Genomic DNA, 20,292 nt, shown 5'->3' on the forward strand with positions numbered 1-20,292 from the left:
TTTATTTCTTCGAAGCTTTCCAAGCATCCACTTGACTTTGTGCTTCAGCAATAATTTTATCTAAGCCAGCAGCTTTGAATTTCGCAGTTGCTTGTGGAATGAATTTATCTGGATCCACAGTTCCTGTCATAAGCGATGCCCAGAATTCTTCTTTAACGTTTTGTACTGCTGCGATTTCCGTTGTTACTTTGGATGGGTCGAAGTTGAATCCTAGAAGAGGTGCTTTTTCACCCGAATCGTTGAATTTTTTGAACTCATCCCATTTGTTCTCAGGGTCGTTCTTGTCACGGTATGTGAGCATTACGTTACCAAGGGAGAATGTCGGCATATCGTAGTTCTTGGATTCTGGCAAGTTTTCCATGGCATCGTCGCCTACTTTTTTGTAGTGAACGCCTTCGATACCAGAGTCAATCATGTTACGAAGTACAGGGTCTGTATTCAGTAAGTTCAAGAATTCCATTGCTTTCTCAGGGTATTTCGAGTTCGCAGAGATCGCTTGCATCGAACCCATAACGGACCAGTTGTAGATCAACGCTGGGCTAGCAGCTTTGGATACGACAGGGTAGCCAAGGCTTTGGGACCAAAGGTTATCTGCGAACGGTTGGTTCGTTGCTTTATCTGTTAACCATTTACCTGTAGCTTGTACATCAGACAAGGAAGTCAATGTTGCAGCTTCTGTTGGGATGTAACCTGCTTTGTAGTATTTATGCATGGTTTCAAGCGTTTGCTTCATCTCAGGTGTTTCAAGGATGTTAACGACTTTCAGATCTTTATCGCCAACTTTAACCGCCATCGGCATGTTCTCGATGATGTAATCGAAAGGAACGATCGGGTTAAATGTTTTGTCTACTGCAAGTGCATACGTACCTGGCTCGTTTTCTTTGATTGTTTTAAGCAAAGGCTCTAGGCTTTCAAGGGAACCTACGTTATCCAGGTTCAATTTGTATTTATCAACAAGGTTTTTGTTGAAGCGCCATACGGATTGTGCTGGAAGCTCTTTGTTCGCAGGAACACCGTAGTTGTGTCCGTCAACTTTGGAGCCTTCAAGGAATGCCGGATCAAGTGTGTCTACGATGCCTTTTCCTTGATTTTTCAGTAGGTCATCGATCGGCAGGAATGCGCCTTTACGTGCATTTTGTACATAGTCGAATGCCCATGATGACGTGAACATGAGGTCCATCGGTGTACCCGAAGCCGTCATAACTTGCATTTTCTGAGTGTAGTCACCCCAGTCGATCATGTTCATTTTTACAGTTGCGCCGATTTTCTCTTTTGTATATTTGCTAACCTCTTCCATCACACGATCCACATCTTTTTGTGGTGTACCGATCGTGTACCAGATCAGTTCTACGGGTTTCTCAGGTGTTCCAGTGCTCTCTTCTTTTTTGCCCCCGCATGCACTTAGGGATAATGATAGCGCTAACATCAGCACTAAAGTCGTTACAAAACTTTTTCTCACTTTACTCATTTTTTGTTTCCCTCCTGTTGTACTTCTCAATGACTGACCCCCGTTTGGGGATATATTTACAGTACCTCATGAAAGCATTTTCAAATAGGCGACAAAGTAAATGATCTATGTCCAAACTAAAGAAAAAAAAGACTACTCTAATTATTGATTAGAGCAGTCCTTTGTATTCCGTTGGGGAGATTCCCACATATTTCTTAAACTGTTTGTAGAAGTATCCTGTCTCCCAATAGCCCACATTCCGCGCAATTTCGTGGACTTTCAAGTGCGTTGTCTTGAGCATTTCCTTCGCTTTATCGATCCGGTATTTATTAATGTATTCGGTAAAAGTCTCGCCCGTCTCCTTGTGGAACAACTGCCCTAAATACACGGGATGGATGTTATATTGCTGACCCATTAGCTTGAGCGACAATTCTTCGGCGTACGATTTGTGAATGTAATTGAGCACCTGCTGCACAACGGGACTCTTCACATCGGAGATAAGAAATTCGACCGCCGTATCGCACACGCTATGAATGGCTTCACTCAAATCGTCAATCGTGCTTGCTGTCCGAACTTGATCGAATGCGTCATGGAACAGATCCGTCTCTTCAGTATGGCGTATCGCTTTCAGTTCCACCTTGAACCGAACGATCATTTCAAGCGCAATGTTCTGCACATCGTGCGGCATGATGCCGGGGAGACTCTGAATTCGACTGAAATCCTCTCGGATCAATTGGTGCAGTGCTTCGTGGTCCTTGGCAATAAGCAGCTTGGTATACTGTGCCCAATCCAGTGTAAAATCAACCCGTTCAAGCTCCTGTCGAATCGGAAGTTCACTATAATCCATCATATCTTGGTCCGGATAAATCCAGAAATAGGCCTGCGTCTTCTTCGCATTCAAGTAGCTTGTTCCTGCGTTCTGAGGAAGAGATTCCATACTGCCGATTGAGATCCGAAGCGGATGGTAGTTACTGAGTCGATCATGCAGCTCTTGCAACCACGCCTTCAGCTCTGCAAATCCTTGGTCAGGGTCCTGGATGCACGCAAGCAAAATTAGATCCCCGTCTATATCGCGGAAGCAGGTATACGTCTTGTGATGCTTCAATTGTCTTGCAACGAGTTCGAACACCTCAGGCTGCTTGCTCTCCGGACTGAATACGACGGCTGCAATATAAGGTGCATTGAACGTGATATCGAGCAGATCCATCCGTTCCTTGAATTCCACGGGACCAATCTGATTCGTGACCCAGCGATGGAGCGTATTGTCTTTCAGAATTTGCGTGCTGAATTCCGTGATCATTCGCTCTTCCCGGAACGTATTCAGCTTCTCAACGGTATTCAGCAGCGTTGCACGCAGCTCCTCGACATTGATCGGTTTGAGCAGATAGTTCTCAATCCCGAGACGCATACCTTCTTTCAAATACGTGAACTCATTAAACCCGCTAAGCACGATAACCTTAAGCTCATCGTGGAATTCTCTCGCTCCGCGAATGAGTTCAAGGCCATTCATCACGGGCATCGAAATGTCCGTAATCAGAATATCGACGAGCGTCTGCTTCATCGCATCCAGTGCCTTACGTCCGTTCTCGGCATGGCCGACAATCTCGAGACCCAGCCCGGACCAATCGATAATATCGTATAGGCCCTCGATAATAAAGGGCTCGTCATCGACAATAAATACTCTATACATCTTAACTCTCCTTCTCTTCGATGTCTGGTAGGAGCACCTTCACAATCGTGCCTTCCCCTTCCCGACTCTGAAGTTCAATCCCATAGGGACTGCCGTACAAAAGCTGAAGCCGATCATGTACGCTGCGAAGTCCGAACGATTGGCCTTCTGGCGCATCAGGGTGCAGCGAGGCACGAATTTGTTCTAATCGGTCCACGGTAATCCCATGACCGTTATCCTCAATCTGTACGAGAATCCCCTCGTCACAGCGCATCGCGCGGATATGAATAACATTATCCATCTGATCGCTGCGAAGCCCATGGACAATATAATTCTCAATAATCGGTTGAAGCGACATCTGCAATACTTTTTTGTTACTAAGCTCGAAGTCGCATTCAATCGTGTACGAGAATTTATCTTTGTAGCGGATTCGGAACAATTCCAAATATAATCGGCACGCTTCAAGCTCATCCTTCAGTAAATAAATCTCCTTCTGGTGCACGAAGCTGCGGAATAGCGCCGATAAACTGTAGATCATCTCACCAACATCTTGTGCTCCTTGCGAGATCGCCCGCATCCGAATGACTTCTAGGGTGTTATAGAGAAAATGTGGATTGATCCTCGCTTGCAAGGCCATAAGCTCTGTCTGCTTTTGCTTAATATCTGCCTTATAAACCCGATCGATGTATTGATTCAGATCCAATAGCATATCGTTGAAGCTATGCGCAATCTGTCCAAGTTGATCCTCCTTCGGATCATGAATACGGGCGGTCAAGTTCCCTTCCTTCACCTCTTGGGTGAAGCGAATAATCTCGTTCGTCCGTCTAGCGAACCGTATGATGAAGATCGATGGGAACAGGATTGCGACAAGGATACAAATGGCACTGACGCTTAGAATCGTATTGCGTACGCCGTTATAGGAGGCCTGCATCTCCTCCTGTGAGATCATGCCGAGGACCATATAGCCACCTTTATTCTGCGTCAGCTTGGTCATATACTGATTATTCACCAGCTCACTGCTCTCATAGAAAGAGTTAATCGCCGTCATATCCGGGTAGGTCTGCCCGTACATCTGTCCGAGTGAATCGAACAATACGCCGCCATCGGTCGTGAGCACGAGGATCCGGCCTTTGAGCGTATCCTTCAAATCGATGAGTGTCTTCCAAATGCTGTCCGAATTGTAGAACACGAGCAGTTGGCCGATATTCGTCAGGGACTGTTTATCATTGAGCTGCAACCGAAGCGAGAACAAATGCGTATTCCACTGATCGAGCGCCTTGCGCACCCATGGATTCGGGAGCGTGATGTTGCCGCCTTCCAGTGCCATCACGTTGGGGATATAGGTATGTACGACATCCGTCTTCCGTACCTTGAGCTGCTGGTACTGATTATATTCGTACATCGTCTGCTGTCCCGAGCTGTATAGGATGAGGTTGCTGATATCCTCGTCGTCTTCCATCTTGTTCTTGAAATATTGGAGCGTCTCCGACCATACACTGTTCGAATTTCGGTAATATTGATCCAGATTATACTGGATGTACTCTTGGAATGGATGCTCCAGGAAATACGTTACGCCAGCCGACAACACCGAATCTCGGTACACGCCTTCAACCATCATATGCACGGCATCGTATTTCGACGAAATATAGCTATTGACGCGCTGCATCGCTTGCTGTTGACTTTCCAGCTCCCGATTAATCACCGTCTCGGACATGGAGCGGAACATCAAATAAGAGAATGTAATAATGGTCACGATCGTGATGAAGGAGAACAGAAGAATCAGCTTCATGAACAAGTTGTTTTGAAAATGTGTGCGGTAGAGGCTGCCTAATTTCATCCTGTACATCCCTTCATACGTTAGTCAGTAGTTGATTATATCACGACTTGCATAGAAGTCGAAATAATACCACGGGTCGAACCCCGTTCTTTAGCGCATAGGTGGGGAATGGCTGGAGGTTCCGGTCGCTGACGCTTCTCCATCCTCTGATAATCCCCTTTCAGTTCTACATCGGTGCTGAGTTGAACTTTTTGAATAGCACACCGGACGATGCGTGTACACACGGCAGACCTACCCACATCGATCACCGACGCAGCACCAACACAAAAACGATCCAAGGGGTTTCTCCCTTGGATCGCACTTTTCACTTCACTACCTATAAACCATATGTCTTTCGAATTCGAAAGCTTAAGGCATATTCACGCCACGTGAACTAACATAGAGTGAATACCACTCTTCACGCGTCATCAGCTGTGCTTGGCGCTCAGCATCCTTGGTCGCCAAGATCCGCTCCACATTCGACGATCCAATCACCGGTTGAATCCCCGCAGGGTGACGCATCAGCCAACCCAGCACGATCGCTTCCGGCGTCGTACCTTTCTCCGCTGCCACCCGCTGAACCATCGCTGCTGTTGCTTGAATATTCGCAGGTTCGCCTTCCACGCTGCGACCTGTGAATCGACCTTGCGCAAGCGGTGCCCAAGCTTGAATCTGAACTTTCTCCATCTGGCAATATTCCATCAGCCCCTCGGAGAAGTTCACATTCACGCCCGCTTGTTGGTTCACATGAACCCCTTGATCGAGCCAATCGAGCTTCGCAAGACTCATTTCCAACTGATTCACGACAAGCGGCTCAGGTAATGCGCTCTGCAAGAAACGAATTTGCGCCGCACTCATATTCGATACGCCGAAATATCTCACTTTGCCCGATGCTTTCAATTTGCCGAACGCTTCTGCCACTTCCTCAGGCTCCATTAGAGGGTCTGGACGGTGCAGCAGCAGCACATCCAGATAATCAACGCTAAGACGACTAAGTGAAGCATCGACGGATTCTAGGATATGCTCTTTGGAGAAATCAAATCGTCCAGGAACGTCGCCTTCTCCGAATCGAATGCCGCATTTGGTCTGAATCACGAGCTGTTCACGCAGCTCAGGTCTGTTCTTCAGAATGCGGCCGAAGGCCTCTTCTGCTTTACCCATCGTATAGATATTCGCATGATCGATCATGGAGATGCCGATAGACATTGCTGCATCCAACGCCTTCTCCGCCTTCAATACATCTTCCGCCAAGAGTGGGTCACGGTTCCAACCGCCACCGAACGGCATGCATCCCATAATCACTCGGCTTGCAGCAATACCGCGTTGTTGTAAAGGTATGATCTTCATAAGTTGTATAGCCTCCTGTGCATGTGAGAAATATGACGATATTCACATCCATTATACACAGGTTGGATGCAATCATACGAATTTTTTACATGCTCGCGATATTTCGCTTAAACAGTCCGGACAAATTTTAACTCGAGAAAAACACCCTAGTACACTAAGGGCACTAGGGCATAAATTGGGGGATTCGAGGATTATTTATAACGTCTCGATGCTACTCTATCGTTATACGCAAAGATATATTTTTACCGCCATAGCTAAATGTGATGACGTCCTTGCCTTTGCTCACCGCGGTAATCGTGCCCTGATTGGCAGTCGCCTTACCATTCGACTTTGCCTTTGCGAGCGACGATACATCGGTGCTGTTCCCACTGCTGAACACGGCTAGTACTTGATAAGTTGTTGTCTGATTTAGAGCAAGCTTTGATGTCGATGCCGTGACCTTCAACTTCTGCAGCTTAGGCGTGACTTGGACCGGGATCTCGAATGTGCGATCACCGTACCTGCCGACGATCGTTGTCGTACCTTCTGCCAATCCTTTTACGTTTGATCCTGTGGCTTTGGCAATTTGCGCGTTTGCGGATGTCCATGCCACCTTGCTTGCAAGCGACACCTTTTTACCGCTGGAATAGGTGCCGATCACTTTGATGGGCTTAGAAGAGCCGGCTTCCATCACGAGAGAGGCAGGCTGCACTTCGATACTCACCAAGCTCTCCTGCAAGGTGACTGGAAGCGACACGCCTTTTCCTCCATAATACAGTTTGACGCTGGCCTGTCCCTGGGACTGACCGGTCGCCGATACTGTGCCGTTGCTCACTTGAATGCCTTTGCCGTCTGCTTTAGCCGTCACCTGGGAAGAGACATCCACCGTGCGTCCACCTTCATAAACCGCCTGAACGGAATACGTGGCCGATTTACCGGGCGTCAGAACCAGCTTCGCAGGGGTTACGGTTAGTTTGATAATCTTCGGCGTAATCTGCACGGGAATCTCGAACTTTTTCTCGCCCATAACGCCCGTCACGGTCGTGCTACCTTCCGCTATTCCCTTTATCGTCGTACCGCTAACCTTCGCAACTTGATCATTCCCAGAACTCCACTTGATTTTCGTTGTGATCGCTACTTTTTTCCCACTTGCGTAGTAGCCCGTTACTTTAATCGGCTTAGAGGAACCTGCACTTAATGTGACGGAAGATGGCTCCGTTTCATATTTCACGAAATCCTCTTGGATTTGAACGGGAACGGTAACCGTCTGATTGCCGTATGTACCTTTCAGCTTAGCTGTGGCTGCATATTTGCCGCTCACCTTGCCTCCGCTGATATTTAGCACATCCGAACTGGACTGCCACGTGATGGATCCCGTCACGTCCTCGATTTTGCCGTCCTTATACAAGGCGTTTACTTTTGGAAGATTGGCTTCCTGTCCAATGACGAGATTTAGCGACTGGGGCGCAGCTATCAATTTAAATGAAGCCGCCACAGCATTGCTCTTGGCTTGTGTGCTTGCCGGACATGATATGGCAAGGATCAGCATCAGCATAGAACATACAACTAACACTCCAATACGAAATTGGCCTTTTCCTACTTCAAATACTGACTTCATAAGTTTCTCCTCTCACAACTGCCTGGTTATATCATTTCGATGCCTTATTCGAATAGGCTCTACTTCATATAACGGCTGTTAATGAGAAAAATTGTTGCTTTTAAATAAAATTGGATGCCATCCGAGTACACCTGATGCGTTATCCATTCGCTTGTCTATAGAGAAAATCATTCACACTCGAAGAGGAAATGAGCAGAATCGAAGTCACGAGCTGGCAGACTAACGTTAATATGGAGACAATAAATAGACCTGTAGTGAACTGCCCGCTAATCGCGCCCAGCAACAGTCCACAGATGAATAAAAGAATGTTCAGGATAGAAAACACGATAAACACCCATTTCGCTTTTACACTACCGAGATAGATACCTATGCAAATGACAATCCACACAATGCTCCCGAGGAGATTCGAATATACGCCCTCTCTTAAGCTTAAGATCTCAACAATCAAGATTAATGCCAAATTTAATAGCGTTAACCCTCTTGCAAGCTGACGACCTCTACGATACTGCTGCGCTATGAAATCGTTCATTTATCGACTCCTTCATTCCTCACTTAATGCCTTTAGAATCTTATCTTTGGTTTGGCTTAATCGTTTTTCAGCACCATGCGGGTGTAATGGCTCACCCCAGGTAAATCCATCGCCTTCGTACCTTGGAATGAGATGCATATGGTAATGGGTAAGGTCGTTAAATTTCCCTCCATCTTGACAAATTCTTATACCGTCAGGTTTAAACAAGCTCTTCAAGGCAATTGAAAGTTTTTTCGAAGCATCCATGATAGCATAGGCAGTCTCTGAATCCATCTCTTCGACATCCCTATAATGCTTTTTGGGAAGGATTAGAGTATGTCCTTCATTAAACGGAGCAATATCAAGCACACAAGTAATAAGTCCGTTTTCATAAACAATATTCAAGTTGGGTTCAATACCGTTAGCAATTCTACATCCTAAACATTCCATGTACACCATCACTCCTTCCTAAAGGGTAATTTCTTATTCGATTTAGTATTTTCATATTCCTTGCTGTCTAAATAACATACTCGATGTACCTTTTCCACTATTATATGATCTATCTGCATAAATCCACCATCTTCCAAATGATGAATTATGATATAGTGACGTGGAGGTGATGTAACCCATGCAAATCCATCGGATGTTCGAGATCGTCTATCTCCTCATGCATAAGAAGACGGTCACCGCCAAGGAGCTTGCCGACCATTTTGAAGTGTCTCCGCGCACGGTATACCGGGACATCGATACCTTGTGCGAAGCCGGCATACCGGTCTATACGCTCAAAGGTAAAGGAGGCGGCATCCGGCTCCTCGATAACTTCGTCCTGAACAAGTCGATGTTATCCGAACAAGAGCAAGAGGAAATTCTCTCATCGCTATCCGGGCTGAATGCCGTCACGGGCGATATGGAGCAAGTGCTCGCGAAGCTCAGCGGCTTCTTCAATAAGACGATGCCCAGTTGGATCGAGGTCGATCTGTCCCATTGGGGTGAGGACAATTCAGACCATTACCAGCTGCTGCGTACCGCGATCCTACAACGCTTGGTCATTCGGTTCGTGTACTTCAACAGCAGCAGCGAGAACTCCATTCGAACCGTCGAGCCGCTTCAGCTATGGTTCAAACATAGAACCTGGTACATCAAAGGCTACTGCCGGCAAAAGCAAGCCATGAGACTGTTCAAGCTGACGCGCATGAAGCACATCGAGCTGCTCGAGGAGCATTTCGATCGCGAACTTCCTCCGTCGTTCCATGAGCAACAGGCAAGTCAAGCCGCAGCCGTGCGGCTAGTTCTACGCATCGATGCTTCGCAAGCCTATCGGCTCTACGATGAATATGACGAGCGTCAGCTCACGAGAGATGAGGACGGTAACTTCATCGTCATAGCCGAATACCCCGAGGATGAATGGGTGTATGGCCATGTGTTGTCCTTCGGCCATTATGCCGAGGTGTTAGAACCTGTACACCTTCGTACCCTCATTAGTGAACGGCTCCAACTCGCCGCGAAGCGATATTTATAATATGACATTCAGTTGTCACATTACATCTCGTACAATGAACCTAACAACGCGAAAGGGGAAGATATGAGATGGGATCAACAACATTTTGTCAGAGCTGTGGCATGCCAATGGGAGGGAACGAGCAGCTGCTCGGGACCAATGCGGATGGAAGCAAGAACGAAACATATTGTACGTATTGCTACCAAGAGGGCAATTTTACAGCGGAGATGTCGATGGAAGAAATGATTGAATCCTGTGTGCCACATATGGTCGATGGGAATCCGGGAATGACCGAAGAAGCCGCGAGGCACAGTATGAAGGATTTTTTCCCACAGCTGAAGCGCTGGGCAGCTCAATAAATTCAAACATAATAGGTGAGCGAGATGGAATGGGCACATACCAAAGGCCTGCTGATCAAAAATAAGCATTACGATTGGTTCGGACATGACTATACGATGAATTTGTACCGTGGTTGTCACCATGGCTGCATATACTGCGATTCCAGGAGCAGCTGTTACGGGATTGAGCATTTTGACATCGTGCGTGGTAAAGCCAACACGGAGGACATCCTCCGCAGAGAGCTCGCCAGCAAGCGCCATAAAGGTGTCATTGGCATGGGCTCGATGAGCGATCCCTACAATCATGATGAACCGGATCATCAGCTCACAAGAAATGCACTAAAGCTCATTCATCAGTATGGGTTCGGCGTGTCGGTTGCGACCAAAAGTAAGCTTGTTACGCGGGATATCGAACGTCTCGCCCTCACCCAGATGCAGGCGCCTGTGAATGTCAGTCTATCGATCACCGCAGCAGATGATACGCTCAGTCAGCGAATTGAACGGCGTGTCTCTCCGGCTTCGGATCGTTTCCAAGCCTTGAAGGAATTATCCGAAGCCGGAATCTATGCTGGGGTATTGCTCATGCCTATCCTACCGTTCATTACGGATCATGCATCCAATATTCGTGAGATTATAAGTCGTTCTTATGAGGCTGGGGCGAAATACATTTACCCGTCGTTTGGAATGACACTGAGGGAGAATCAACGAGATCATTATTTTCGTTGGCTGGACAAGCTGTATCCAGGACTCAAAGCGCAATATATTCGCACATACGGGATTCGCTACAGCTGCATGTCGAAGCGTCGGCAGCAGCTAGAATGGGTCTTCCAAGAGGAATGTGAGAAACGCGGAATAACTTATCGCATGCCGGAGATCATCGCTGCTTACAAGTGGGAGCGAGGACCCGAGCAGCTTGAATTATTCTAACAAAAATCAGTGTGGGCTTACCCAGCCTTCCACAGTTGATCGATCCATTTGCCTACAGGCGTAAAAACGGCATTCATCGGAGAAGCAATGGTCAGCTTAGTCCATGTGTAGATATCCGCTAGACTGAGATACATACACCATCCGACCACACAAACGTACAAGACAAGTTCTTTGGTATAGCCCTTACTTCGCATCGTACGGGTGCCGATGTAGAACAGCATGGCATAGAACAAAATCCATAAACCCGTTTTCATGGTAGAATCATCTCTATTCATCAGAATTTGTACTCTTAAATGTTTTGCTGGAGAGCCCGACGCGATCCATTGAAATCTTAATATGGGGCTCAATTTGGATTTTACTGAAAGTCTCTTCCCAATTCTTCTTTACTCCTCTCCATTCCCTCGGATATTTGCGATGAACGGCATCAGCGAACCCGAATACATCTACTTTCAGCCGCTTCGCCGCCTCCCAAGATCGGATCACCATCTGCTTCACTTCCTCTTGCAGCTGCTGTTCCAATTGTTTGACCGCTGCAGGTTGAGTGAGGTCCGTCACGCAGTTGCTCTCCAAGAGATACCCCGCGCCTTTAATATCGATCCCCATGGTCATCTTGCCGTTACGCAACGTGGGTTTCAACTTCGTGGCAGAAGTCTGGAGGCGAAAGGTCATATTATAGGTCTTGTCCCCTGGTTTGCATCGAAATGTCAGATTACTGGAACGCACTTTGTTCGCAATAAAAGAGACGCCAAGCCCTTCTTCCCGCGTCAACCAGCCTGCAAATTTATCCCCACGCATTACGGCAAGCCTTCCTATTCTTAACTTCGCCTGCTCATAGGTTTTTTTCAGGACATCCAGTGATCTACCGTCCTCGTCGTTACCCGCAAAGACAATTTCCGGTATCACAGCACCTTTCCCGTCACTCGTGATTGCCATCGCCAATTCGTACAACATGACACTTGGAACGATCGACGTATTACGTGATTCATTACTCAGGATCTCACGAATCCCTTGACCTGGTATTTTTTCCGTATGGATTAATCGTTCCAGAATCGATCTTGCATTGCCTTGCGTAATCAGGACATTGACGGTCTCTCTGGCATCAGTATTCCGGAAATGCAAATCGAGAATCTGATTAATCCCATGCCGAGCGACTTCTTCGCTAATAATTATGGCACTATTATGGGCAAAAAACATCTGCCGCGGCGTCTCCATACTGCTCTTGCCGACGGCTTCTCGAATTGTTCTCCCCTCTGAAGAGAATACCGTAACAGGGGATTGTGAGCCGCCGCCGCCTGCAAGACCTGTACCCGACGAAATCGCCGACGGAATGATGACCTGATAAGAATTCACCCATTTGTTGCCATTAAAATCGAAGGATGACGCCGAGACAATCGACAACTCGTTAAGCTCAATTCGATTCCAACAACCCGATATGAGACTGCATGCAAGGAGCAGCACGATAATTCCCGTTATTTTCTTCATGTTATTTCCCTGCTTTCATCGGATTTGGCTTAATAAAGCGAAGAAGAAGCCAAATGACAACAGGAATAAGGACATTAAACGTTATGGCATAAGGGATCAGTGCTGTTTTCGAGAAATAAGCTAAATCTACAGACTTCGGCCAAGTATACAAGGTCGTTAATATCGTAAAAAGTCCAAGACATAGCAGAAACGGCTTCTCATTGCGGATACGGAACGTATGAATGAAGCAATGGAAGGTCGCGAACATCACGATGGACATTTTGACATACATCATGCAAATCCAGATCGAAATGAACAGAAGATCAATGCGTTCTAGAAAGGTTCCGATTTGAATGATCCCAATCATATAGAACGTCGGATACGACATAATCGAGATAAGACGTGATCCGATAATCGTAATCGCCGCAACAACAATGATACCTAGTTCGATGCTCGTTAATACGATCCCCCACATACCAACTTTTCCTGCTTCTGCGGGTTTACTCATGAAGGGCGCTATCAACAAGAGGATAGACACTTGCAAGAGCCACGTGGTTGGCGTCATACTGCCTTGCGCGACTTTGCGCAGCGGATGGTCCCACAAGGGAAGCAGGTTCTCGATATGAATGTTCTTGAGTAGCAGAATCCCCGTCACGATAAATACGAGCAATGACACCGGAAGGACGATCAGATTGACACGAGCAATGTTGACGATCCCTTGGCTGACCCCATACATGACAACGGCTACCGTAATAATTAAGAGGAAATAGACAGGCGTTCTAGACAATACATTCTCGCCGATAAAATTAACAAATTCGCGCATTTCGATCACGACGGATATCAAATAATAGTACGTGAGTAGAATACCGATAGCCGTTCCTGCCTTACTGCCTAATCGAACTCTTAGCCAATCTAGGAACGTTGTCTGTGTATTCTGTCTACAGATGGACCCGATGAGAAGGGAGAACAAGACCCCCGCCACCATTGCAATGATGATGGATACCCAGGCATCCTGCTCAGACAACTGGACGACCACACTCGGAACCGACAAGATTGCTGTTGGGGCAATGGTGCTCATCATTAACAAGATCCCCTGCAGCTTCGTCATTTTGATGATCATGAGTCCCCCCCCTTCCTTTCTTCTATGAGTTTGATGGATGATCAGATGGATTCGATTGTCCTGCGTTCTCCTGCCTTGCGATATTGTCCGTAGCCGCTTCAGGCCGCGTATTCATTTTCCACCATGGCACACGAATGAAGATATCTTTGAGACTGTTATAACTCAGCGGCGCTAACGGTGCCATGTATGGAAAGCCGAAGGAGCGCAGACTCGCCATATGAATCAGTAAGAACATCAGACCCGATATGATACCGAATAGCCCTAACGTCGCACCAAGAAGCATAAGCAAGAACCGGGTTAGACGGGCTGCAATGGCCATATTGATCGCCGGGATAACGAAGTTTGCAATCGCAGTAAACGACACGACGATAACCATCGCTCCCGAGACGAGACCAGCTTGTACAGCAGCCTGACCCAAGACCAGCGCCCCTACGATGGATATCGCGGGACCAATGACGCGAGGCATTCGAACGCCGGCCTCACGGAGTACCTCGAAGGTCATCTCCATCAACAAGGCTTCGAGCAGCGCCGGGAACGGGACCCCATCCCGCTGTGCGGCTAGACCAATGAGCAACGTGGTTGGCAGCATTTCCTGATGAAACGTCGTGATGGCAATATACAGGGATGGCAGCAGCATCGATACGAGAAACGATACGTAACGAATCATCCGTAAGAACGTGGAGATATCGTAACGTTGATAATAATCTTCACTAGACTGGAAGAATTTAAAGAACGTGACGGGCATAAGCAGCACAAACGGTGATCCGTCCACGATAATGACCACTTGTCCTTCGAGAATCCCCGCGGATGCGGCATCTGGCCGTTCGGTATTGATCATCGTTGGAAACACGGTAATCTTCGCATCCTGAATAAATTCCTCGATATATGCGCCCTCGAGGACGCCATCGATCTGGATCGAATCGAGCCGGCGATGGATTTCCTGTACAATTTCTTCTTTCGCCACACCCTTTAGATAGACAACAGCGATATTGGTCTTTGTCTGCGTCCCTATGACCTTGGCATCGATGCGAAGATCGGGTGATTTGATCTTGCGCCGAATCAACGATGTGTTCGTTCGCAAGCTTTCCGTGAAGCCATCCTTCGGCCCACGGATAACCGTCTGCGAGCTTGGCTCTTCGACTGATCTTAAATTCCCGCCTGCCATATCCGCGAGGAGTGCTGTGGCGCAGCCATCGACTAGAACAACCACGTTTCCGTTGAAAATCGAGAGCAGCACTTTGTCCTCTTGATCGGTCTCCGTAACTCCCCCAGCCGCAAGCGCATGATTCTTCAAGAACTGATAGAACTTTTCACCGTTCTGCAGCTTGAACATGTCGCGTTCGGTTTGCTTCGATATTTCTGCAATCAGCTCATTGACGCTTGCACCATTGACTAACCCATCGACATACACAAGCGCAAATTGCTGGCTGTTCCTATTCATACCATCCGCCGGATCCCCTAGCCTCCGAATAACAATATCCGGACTATTCCCCAGTCGGGTATGAAGCATATCGAGATTGGATTGCAGATCCGACGAGATCAATTGAGCCTGTTTTTCCCCTGAAGTATTGCTTTGGCTTCCCTCTGTCTTGTTATTATTGACACCGTTAGCAGATTGGCCCTTCGATTCTTGGTTGTTGAGAATATCCATAATCCCCTCATATGAACAGATATAGTGTGCAAAAGTACCCTTATCGTTTCCAAATCCATCTATTTAATGCATAAATTTGGTGATAGTCCATGGTTAAGCTCACGAAAAAACCGCCCGGAGAACTTACCGAACGGTTCTAGTGCATAAGAAAGGGCCAACAATGGTTCAATTGATTTCATATCCATCCCGATCAATCAGGCTGATTCCCGATACTGCTCCAACGCGCTTCGTATACGCGCCAGTCTGATCGCAGACGAATTCTTGCATAAATGACACTATCAACTCACTCATCATTTGATGCTTGGCCTTGATACCAGGCTCATTGAAGTGGATTGGCACGTCGCTGAACGTAACATGATTCGCGTCATCGATTTTGATAAAGGATTTGTACCCTACTAGAGTTCGATCCAGACATGCTTGACCTTTCATCGTGTCACGAGCAAGTGCCTCATCCCATCCATTTTGGATCAGCATCTCGTAAGTCGAAGAATTTTGGCGCATCAGTAAGATAGGTGTAGTCAGCGGGGAAGTGTCTGTTCCAAGAAGATGAAGACTCGGGTCTAATAGAATCCCTGCTCTGATCGAAGCATTCTCCTTCAGAACCCGATATACTGCCGCACCGCCAAGGGAATGTCCCAGCAGGCCCATCCGCTCTAGATCAAGCTTATTTCGAAGTAACGCATCTGTGTCATTGAGCTCAGGAAGCCGGTCAAGCACGTAATATAGATCCTTCGTTCGGATCGTGACCAGCGCCTCCCACTCCTCGACATCCGAACTTTGAAGTTTAGACAATGCCTCCAATTGTGGAATATGTTCCCCATCCGGAAATACGGTGAACACCGCATCATAGGTAGCCCCAACGGTTATCACAATAAAACCCTTCACAACAAGATTGTAGATGTGGCACCAGTACATATCCCGTTCGATGCCAAAGGCAGGTGAGAGGACAATGACAGGATACACCCCTTCAATGATTGGAGCATTCTCATGCACATCTGTTCTTAATGCTGTTAAATAGTCGGTATCTGCACCGAAGCGCTTGAAAAAATCAATCGCAATCTCCTCACCCGGATGAAATAGCGCCAGATACCCTGGGTCAATGGGGCTGTCCAAGACTGCCGTAGGATAATACAAACTCACCATAAATCGTCGTTTACTTCCATCCTGCTCAAAAGGATTCTCCCGATCTCGATCTGTCATGATCCGCGTTGTTCGACCGATTTGCATTCTGAAAACACCCCCACCCGTCTAATCGAATTAATTCATCATCAAACCATATTCATGCTGTTGTCCGCTATTGGAGCCCTATATGAAATCATCCTTAATGAGCCTATTTATCCGTCTAAACAACCATGTTGATCAATGGAACATATTATAGTCATGTAAACTGTGAAGAGGTGATTACGAAATGGGCACGAAGAAACTCAAAGTCAGGATGGTGCTATTTCAGAAAGATTTCTTTAACACAAAAAAAAGGGTCTTTCAGGCAACTACACTCCTTAACAACAATTGTATCTACTATCTATCGTTAAATGATGTATTGGAGATCTTAGAATATGATCGTTACAGATCCAATCGCCTCCAATTAACTGTTACAGATGGTTCTGAGTTTGTTACAATTCCGCTTAAGGGTACCACAGCTATACGTGAAAGCGTTAAGTTTCGTATCGACCCTATTATTACATTCAACAAGCGGGAGTTCATAAGCCTTCGCTCAATCAACCGTTTGTTCAATGTGGATGTGACGCCAAATACAAATAAACAGCAGGTATACATGCGGCAACCAGGACGTTTTTTCATCGCACTGCAAGGTGATACTTTGCGCAGTATTGCAAAATTACTTAACACCTCTGTCAAGCAACTGTTGTCCAAAAATAAAAATTTACGCCAGCCCATTCCTCCCGGAACAAAGATCGTCATTCCAACCCTAGATTTTGATTCGCCTTCACAACGGACGGGAAAGCGATCCAGATCCGTTCGAATCAAGCAGAACGTCGAGCTTGCTCCCAAAATCATCGCACTCGGTCGGAAGCTGATCGGAACCCCTTATCAATTTGGTGCTGCACCGTATCCGCAGAGTAAGAAGTTCGACTGCTCCTCCTACACGCAATATCTTTTTAAACGAAATGGCATTTTCTTGCCTCGCACCGGTGAATTACAATCGCGCAAGGGTCGAGCACTTAAGATCCGCAACATTGAACCGGGCGATTTAATCTTCTTTCGGCGTGACCGTTACTCAGATAATCGAATTGGGCATGTAGGCATAGATATTGGCAACGGTAGAATGTTAAATACGTATCAATCTCCCCCGGGCGTCACGATTACGAAATGGAGAACGCCGTACTGGCTCCGCCGATATGTAACCGCTAGAGAAATTCTATAACAAAATCAGAACCGCAGATCCCCAGGACTCGTTAGTACGCGTCGTTCGACCAATTTGCATACCGAAACTCACTCCCAAGTCACTTTAAGTTGTCTGGATTTAACGCCTCTAACGATTCAAGAACGAACATCCCGTCCTTACGAATTAATACATCATCGAACCATATTTCCCCGCCGCCATACTCTGGTCTCTGGATTTGCACGATGTCCCAATGCAGCTCCGACAAGTTCTCGTTGCCCGGCGATCGTGCTGGAACACATCCCGGTGTGAAGTGGAAGCTGCCCCATATCTTTTCATCGAATAAGGTGTCTTTCATCGGCTTCTCGATATAAGGATTCACGCCAATGCCGAACTCTCCGAAATATCTTGCATTGAAATCTATGTCTAGCAGTTTATTGATTCGCTCGGAATCGTTCGCGGTGGCACGCACAATTCTACCGTCCTTGATTTCTAGGCGCACGTTCTCATAGACAAAACCTTCTTTGAGCGAAGGGGTGTTGTAGGTGATGACACCGTTTACGGAATCTCTCACCGGCATCGTATATACTTCACCATCAGGAAGATTCATTTGCCCCGAATCCTTGAACGATGGCATGCCTAGAATAGAGAAGGTTAAGTCCGTCCCTTCCCCTACAATTCGGACTTGATCCGTTCGATCCATGAGTTCAACCAAATGATCCATCGCACGGTCCATATTCGCGTAGTCCAAATTACAAACATTAAAGTATAGATCCTCCATATCTTCTAGCGACATGTTCGCTTGCTGCGCCATCGCATGATTCGGATAACGGACAATACACCATTTGGTATCGTTATACCGTTTACCGTTGATTTGCTGCGCATAATGTTTGCGGTAGATTGCCATTTTCTCTGCTGGAATCCCACTGTACTCGCTCATGTTCTCCCCTGCTCGAATGAGAATGTAAGCTTGCATATCGTTCACTCGATTTACATCATACGAAGCCATGGCGGCCATCTGTTCTTCGGTGCAATTCAGGATGATTTCTCGCCATAACTCATGATTGTGAATGATGAGAAATGGGACGCCGCCCACAGCATACGCTTGTTTAATCAATTCTTTCGCGAGTGGAACTTCAAGCCCATCCGCTTCGATTAATATTTTTTCTCCGGGCTCAAGCCTCACGGAATATTGGATCAGGTTTCTAGCAAGCTGCTCGATTCTTGGATCTTTCATGGTTGACATCCTCTTGATGAGTGCTTCATAACGTTATCCATATTCGCGAACGTTAAGCTCATTTCCTTTAATTGTTTTCGGAGTCCCTTCACTGCCTAACGGACATTGGTTCCGCTAAATTCACTTAACCTACTAGAATTTATGCAGACGCGGACCTAGGAGTCGCTATTTGCTAGAATTACATCCTTCTCTGCGTCCTATTAATCAATTAACGGATCTACTGTCCGCGGAACCCCCTGTGGATACCTCTTTTGATCCATTAGCGGAACGTGAGTCCGTTGCAACAGCTCAAATCAAAAAAAGGTCCCTGATTCATGCTCAGCACATGCTTCAGAGACACTTCTTATTAATTCGACTGTATGAATGCTTGCACTTCCGTAAGCGTCGGCATTGCTGGGATCCCACCCTTGCGGGTTGTCGCTAGTCCGCCCATTGCATTTGCGAACGTCAGCAGCGCGTCCAGCTCTGTCGAGGTCCACGCAGATATCGGCTGGTTCGCTAGCAGAATGCTGTACAGTGCACCGGCCATGAACGCATCGCCCGCGCCAGTCGTATCGATGGCTTGAACCGCGAATCCTGCTCGCCCACCCATCCGTAAGCCTGCGCGATAGAAGCTCCCCGCACCACCGCGCGTAACGAGCAGCAGAGAAATCGGGAATTGCTCGCACAGGATCTGTGAACCTGCCTCGAGATCCGCCGTACCCGTGAGGAACTCCAGCTCCTCCTCGGAAACCTTCACGACATCGGCTAGGCGAAGTCCGGCGAAGATTTGTTCCTTGGCTAGCTCTTCGTTTGCCCATAGTGCTGGTCTCAGATTAGGGTCAAAAGAAACCAAGACACCGTGCTTCTTCGCATGGTGTACTGCTGCTAACGTAGCCGAGCGAACGGGTTCATCCGTCATCGAAATCGAACCGAAATGGAATATCTGCGCTTCCGCAATGCTCTCATACGGCACCTCTTCCTCCGTCAGCAGCTGGTCCGCACCCGGGTTGCGGTAGAAAGAAAACGAACGGTCGCCGTCATCCGCAAGGTGCACGAACGCAAGCGTCGTATTCGCAGCGTCGGATAAGACGAGTCCCGCCGTATCGACCCCGCTGCTTACGAGCGCGTCGCGAAGGCCTTGTCCGAACGCATCGTTGCCTACTTTACCGATAAACCCTGATGCGCTTCCCAACCGCGCAATCGCTGCTACCACATTCGCAGGCGCACCGCCCGGATTGCGTTCAAATAACGGCTGACCGTTTTCGGATTTGCCATAAGGTGTAAAATCGATTAAAAGTTCTCCAAGTGTTATCACATCTGCCATAACAGCATCCACCTTCAATTCTTTCAATA

The 20,292-nt window shown here is 47.3% G+C and carries 18 protein-coding genes; 4 read left to right on the forward strand and 14 right to left on the reverse strand.

Features of this window, described 5'->3' with window-relative positions; translation table 11 throughout:
* Position 1 precedes the first annotated feature (1 nt).
* The 7 genes from AC3WU2_RS20115 to AC3WU2_RS20145 form a co-directional block, all read right to left on the reverse strand.
* Positions 2 to 1,468, reverse strand: a complete 1,467-nt coding sequence (locus AC3WU2_RS20115) for an ABC transporter substrate-binding protein (RefSeq protein ID WP_492456845.1) — start codon at positions 1,466 to 1,468, stop codon at positions 2 to 4.
* A 148-nt stretch (positions 1,469 to 1,616) separates the two neighbouring features.
* A complete protein-coding gene (locus AC3WU2_RS20120) occupies positions 1,617 to 3,137 on the reverse strand; it encodes a response regulator (protein ID WP_492456846.1) in 1,521 nt (506 codons plus the stop codon).
* A gap of 1 nt (position 3,138) precedes the next feature.
* Positions 3,139 to 4,953: a sensor histidine kinase gene (locus AC3WU2_RS20125; RefSeq protein WP_492456847.1), complete on the reverse strand. Its 1,815-nt coding sequence runs from the start codon at positions 4,951 to 4,953 to the stop codon at positions 3,139 to 3,141.
* 348 nt (positions 4,954 to 5,301) lie between these two features.
* Positions 5,302 to 6,279, reverse strand: coding sequence for an aldo/keto reductase (locus AC3WU2_RS20130; RefSeq protein WP_492456848.1), 978 nt, complete (start codon positions 6,277 to 6,279; stop codon positions 5,302 to 5,304).
* A 211-nt stretch (positions 6,280 to 6,490) separates the two neighbouring features.
* On the reverse strand, positions 6,491 to 7,876 hold the full coding sequence (locus tag AC3WU2_RS20135; protein ID WP_492456849.1) for an Ig-like domain-containing protein: 1,386 nt from the start codon (positions 7,874 to 7,876) through the stop codon (positions 6,491 to 6,493).
* 139 nt (positions 7,877 to 8,015) lie between these two features.
* The gene (locus AC3WU2_RS20140; protein ID WP_492456850.1) at positions 8,016 to 8,405 is read right to left on the reverse strand and encodes a hypothetical protein; all 390 of its coding nucleotides are present in this window, start codon (positions 8,403 to 8,405) and stop codon (positions 8,016 to 8,018) included.
* Positions 8,406 to 8,417: 12 nt separating this feature from the next.
* The gene (locus tag AC3WU2_RS20145; RefSeq protein WP_492456851.1) at positions 8,418 to 8,834 is read right to left on the reverse strand and encodes an HIT family protein; all 417 of its coding nucleotides are present in this window, start codon (positions 8,832 to 8,834) and stop codon (positions 8,418 to 8,420) included.
* Between the two features lie 178 nt (positions 8,835 to 9,012).
* Here AC3WU2_RS20145 and AC3WU2_RS20150 point away from each other — a divergent pair, with 178 nt between their 5' ends.
* From AC3WU2_RS20150 to AC3WU2_RS20160, 3 genes are all read left to right on the forward strand, one after another.
* Positions 9,013 to 9,903: a helix-turn-helix transcriptional regulator gene (locus tag AC3WU2_RS20150; RefSeq protein WP_492456852.1), complete on the forward strand. Its 891-nt coding sequence runs from the start codon at positions 9,013 to 9,015 to the stop codon at positions 9,901 to 9,903.
* A gap of 68 nt (positions 9,904 to 9,971) precedes the next feature.
* A complete protein-coding gene (locus AC3WU2_RS20155) occupies positions 9,972 to 10,241 on the forward strand; it encodes a zinc ribbon domain-containing protein (protein ID WP_492456853.1) in 270 nt (89 codons plus the stop codon).
* Between the two features lie 24 nt (positions 10,242 to 10,265).
* Positions 10,266 to 11,147, forward strand: a complete 882-nt coding sequence (locus AC3WU2_RS20160; protein WP_492456854.1) for an SPL family radical SAM protein — start codon at positions 10,266 to 10,268, stop codon at positions 11,145 to 11,147.
* 17 nt (positions 11,148 to 11,164) lie between these two features.
* On the opposite strand, the gene AC3WU2_RS20165 is transcribed toward AC3WU2_RS20160, so the two are convergent.
* The 5 genes from AC3WU2_RS20165 to AC3WU2_RS20185 form a co-directional block, all read right to left on the reverse strand.
* On the reverse strand, positions 11,165 to 11,401 hold the full coding sequence (locus AC3WU2_RS20165) for a hypothetical protein (protein WP_492456855.1): 237 nt from the start codon (positions 11,399 to 11,401) through the stop codon (positions 11,165 to 11,167).
* 13 nt (positions 11,402 to 11,414) lie between these two features.
* On the reverse strand, positions 11,415 to 12,629 hold the full coding sequence (locus AC3WU2_RS20170; RefSeq protein ID WP_492456856.1) for a Ger(x)C family spore germination protein: 1,215 nt from the start codon (positions 12,627 to 12,629) through the stop codon (positions 11,415 to 11,417).
* Between the two features lies 1 nt (position 12,630).
* A complete protein-coding gene (locus tag AC3WU2_RS20175) occupies positions 12,631 to 13,728 on the reverse strand; it encodes a GerAB/ArcD/ProY family transporter (protein WP_492456857.1) in 1,098 nt (365 codons plus the stop codon).
* A gap of 22 nt (positions 13,729 to 13,750) precedes the next feature.
* On the reverse strand, positions 13,751 to 15,379 hold the full coding sequence (locus tag AC3WU2_RS20180; RefSeq protein WP_492456858.1) for a spore germination protein: 1,629 nt from the start codon (positions 15,377 to 15,379) through the stop codon (positions 13,751 to 13,753).
* Positions 15,380 to 15,544: 165 nt separating this feature from the next.
* Positions 15,545 to 16,606: an alpha/beta hydrolase gene (locus AC3WU2_RS20185; RefSeq protein WP_492456859.1), complete on the reverse strand. Its 1,062-nt coding sequence runs from the start codon at positions 16,604 to 16,606 to the stop codon at positions 15,545 to 15,547.
* 181 nt (positions 16,607 to 16,787) lie between these two features.
* Between AC3WU2_RS20185 and AC3WU2_RS20190 the strand changes: the two genes are divergently transcribed.
* Entirely contained in the window at positions 16,788 to 17,762 is a 975-nt protein-coding gene (locus AC3WU2_RS20190; protein ID WP_492456860.1) for a C40 family peptidase, read from the forward strand.
* Positions 17,763 to 17,841: 79 nt separating this feature from the next.
* Here AC3WU2_RS20190 and AC3WU2_RS20195 read toward each other — a convergent pair whose 3' ends face one another.
* Together AC3WU2_RS20195 and AC3WU2_RS20200 are read right to left on the reverse strand one after the other, a co-directional pair.
* The gene (locus AC3WU2_RS20195; protein WP_492456861.1) at positions 17,842 to 18,957 is read right to left on the reverse strand and encodes an aminopeptidase; all 1,116 of its coding nucleotides are present in this window, start codon (positions 18,955 to 18,957) and stop codon (positions 17,842 to 17,844) included.
* Positions 18,958 to 19,303: 346 nt separating this feature from the next.
* Positions 19,304 to 20,263 (reverse strand): carbohydrate kinase family protein, encoded by a 960-nt coding sequence (locus tag AC3WU2_RS20200; RefSeq protein WP_492456862.1) that lies wholly within the window; start codon positions 20,261 to 20,263, stop codon positions 19,304 to 19,306.
* Positions 20,264 to 20,292 lie beyond the last annotated feature (29 nt).

The organism is Paenibacillus sp. EB106-05-06-XG162 (assembly GCF_058791655.1).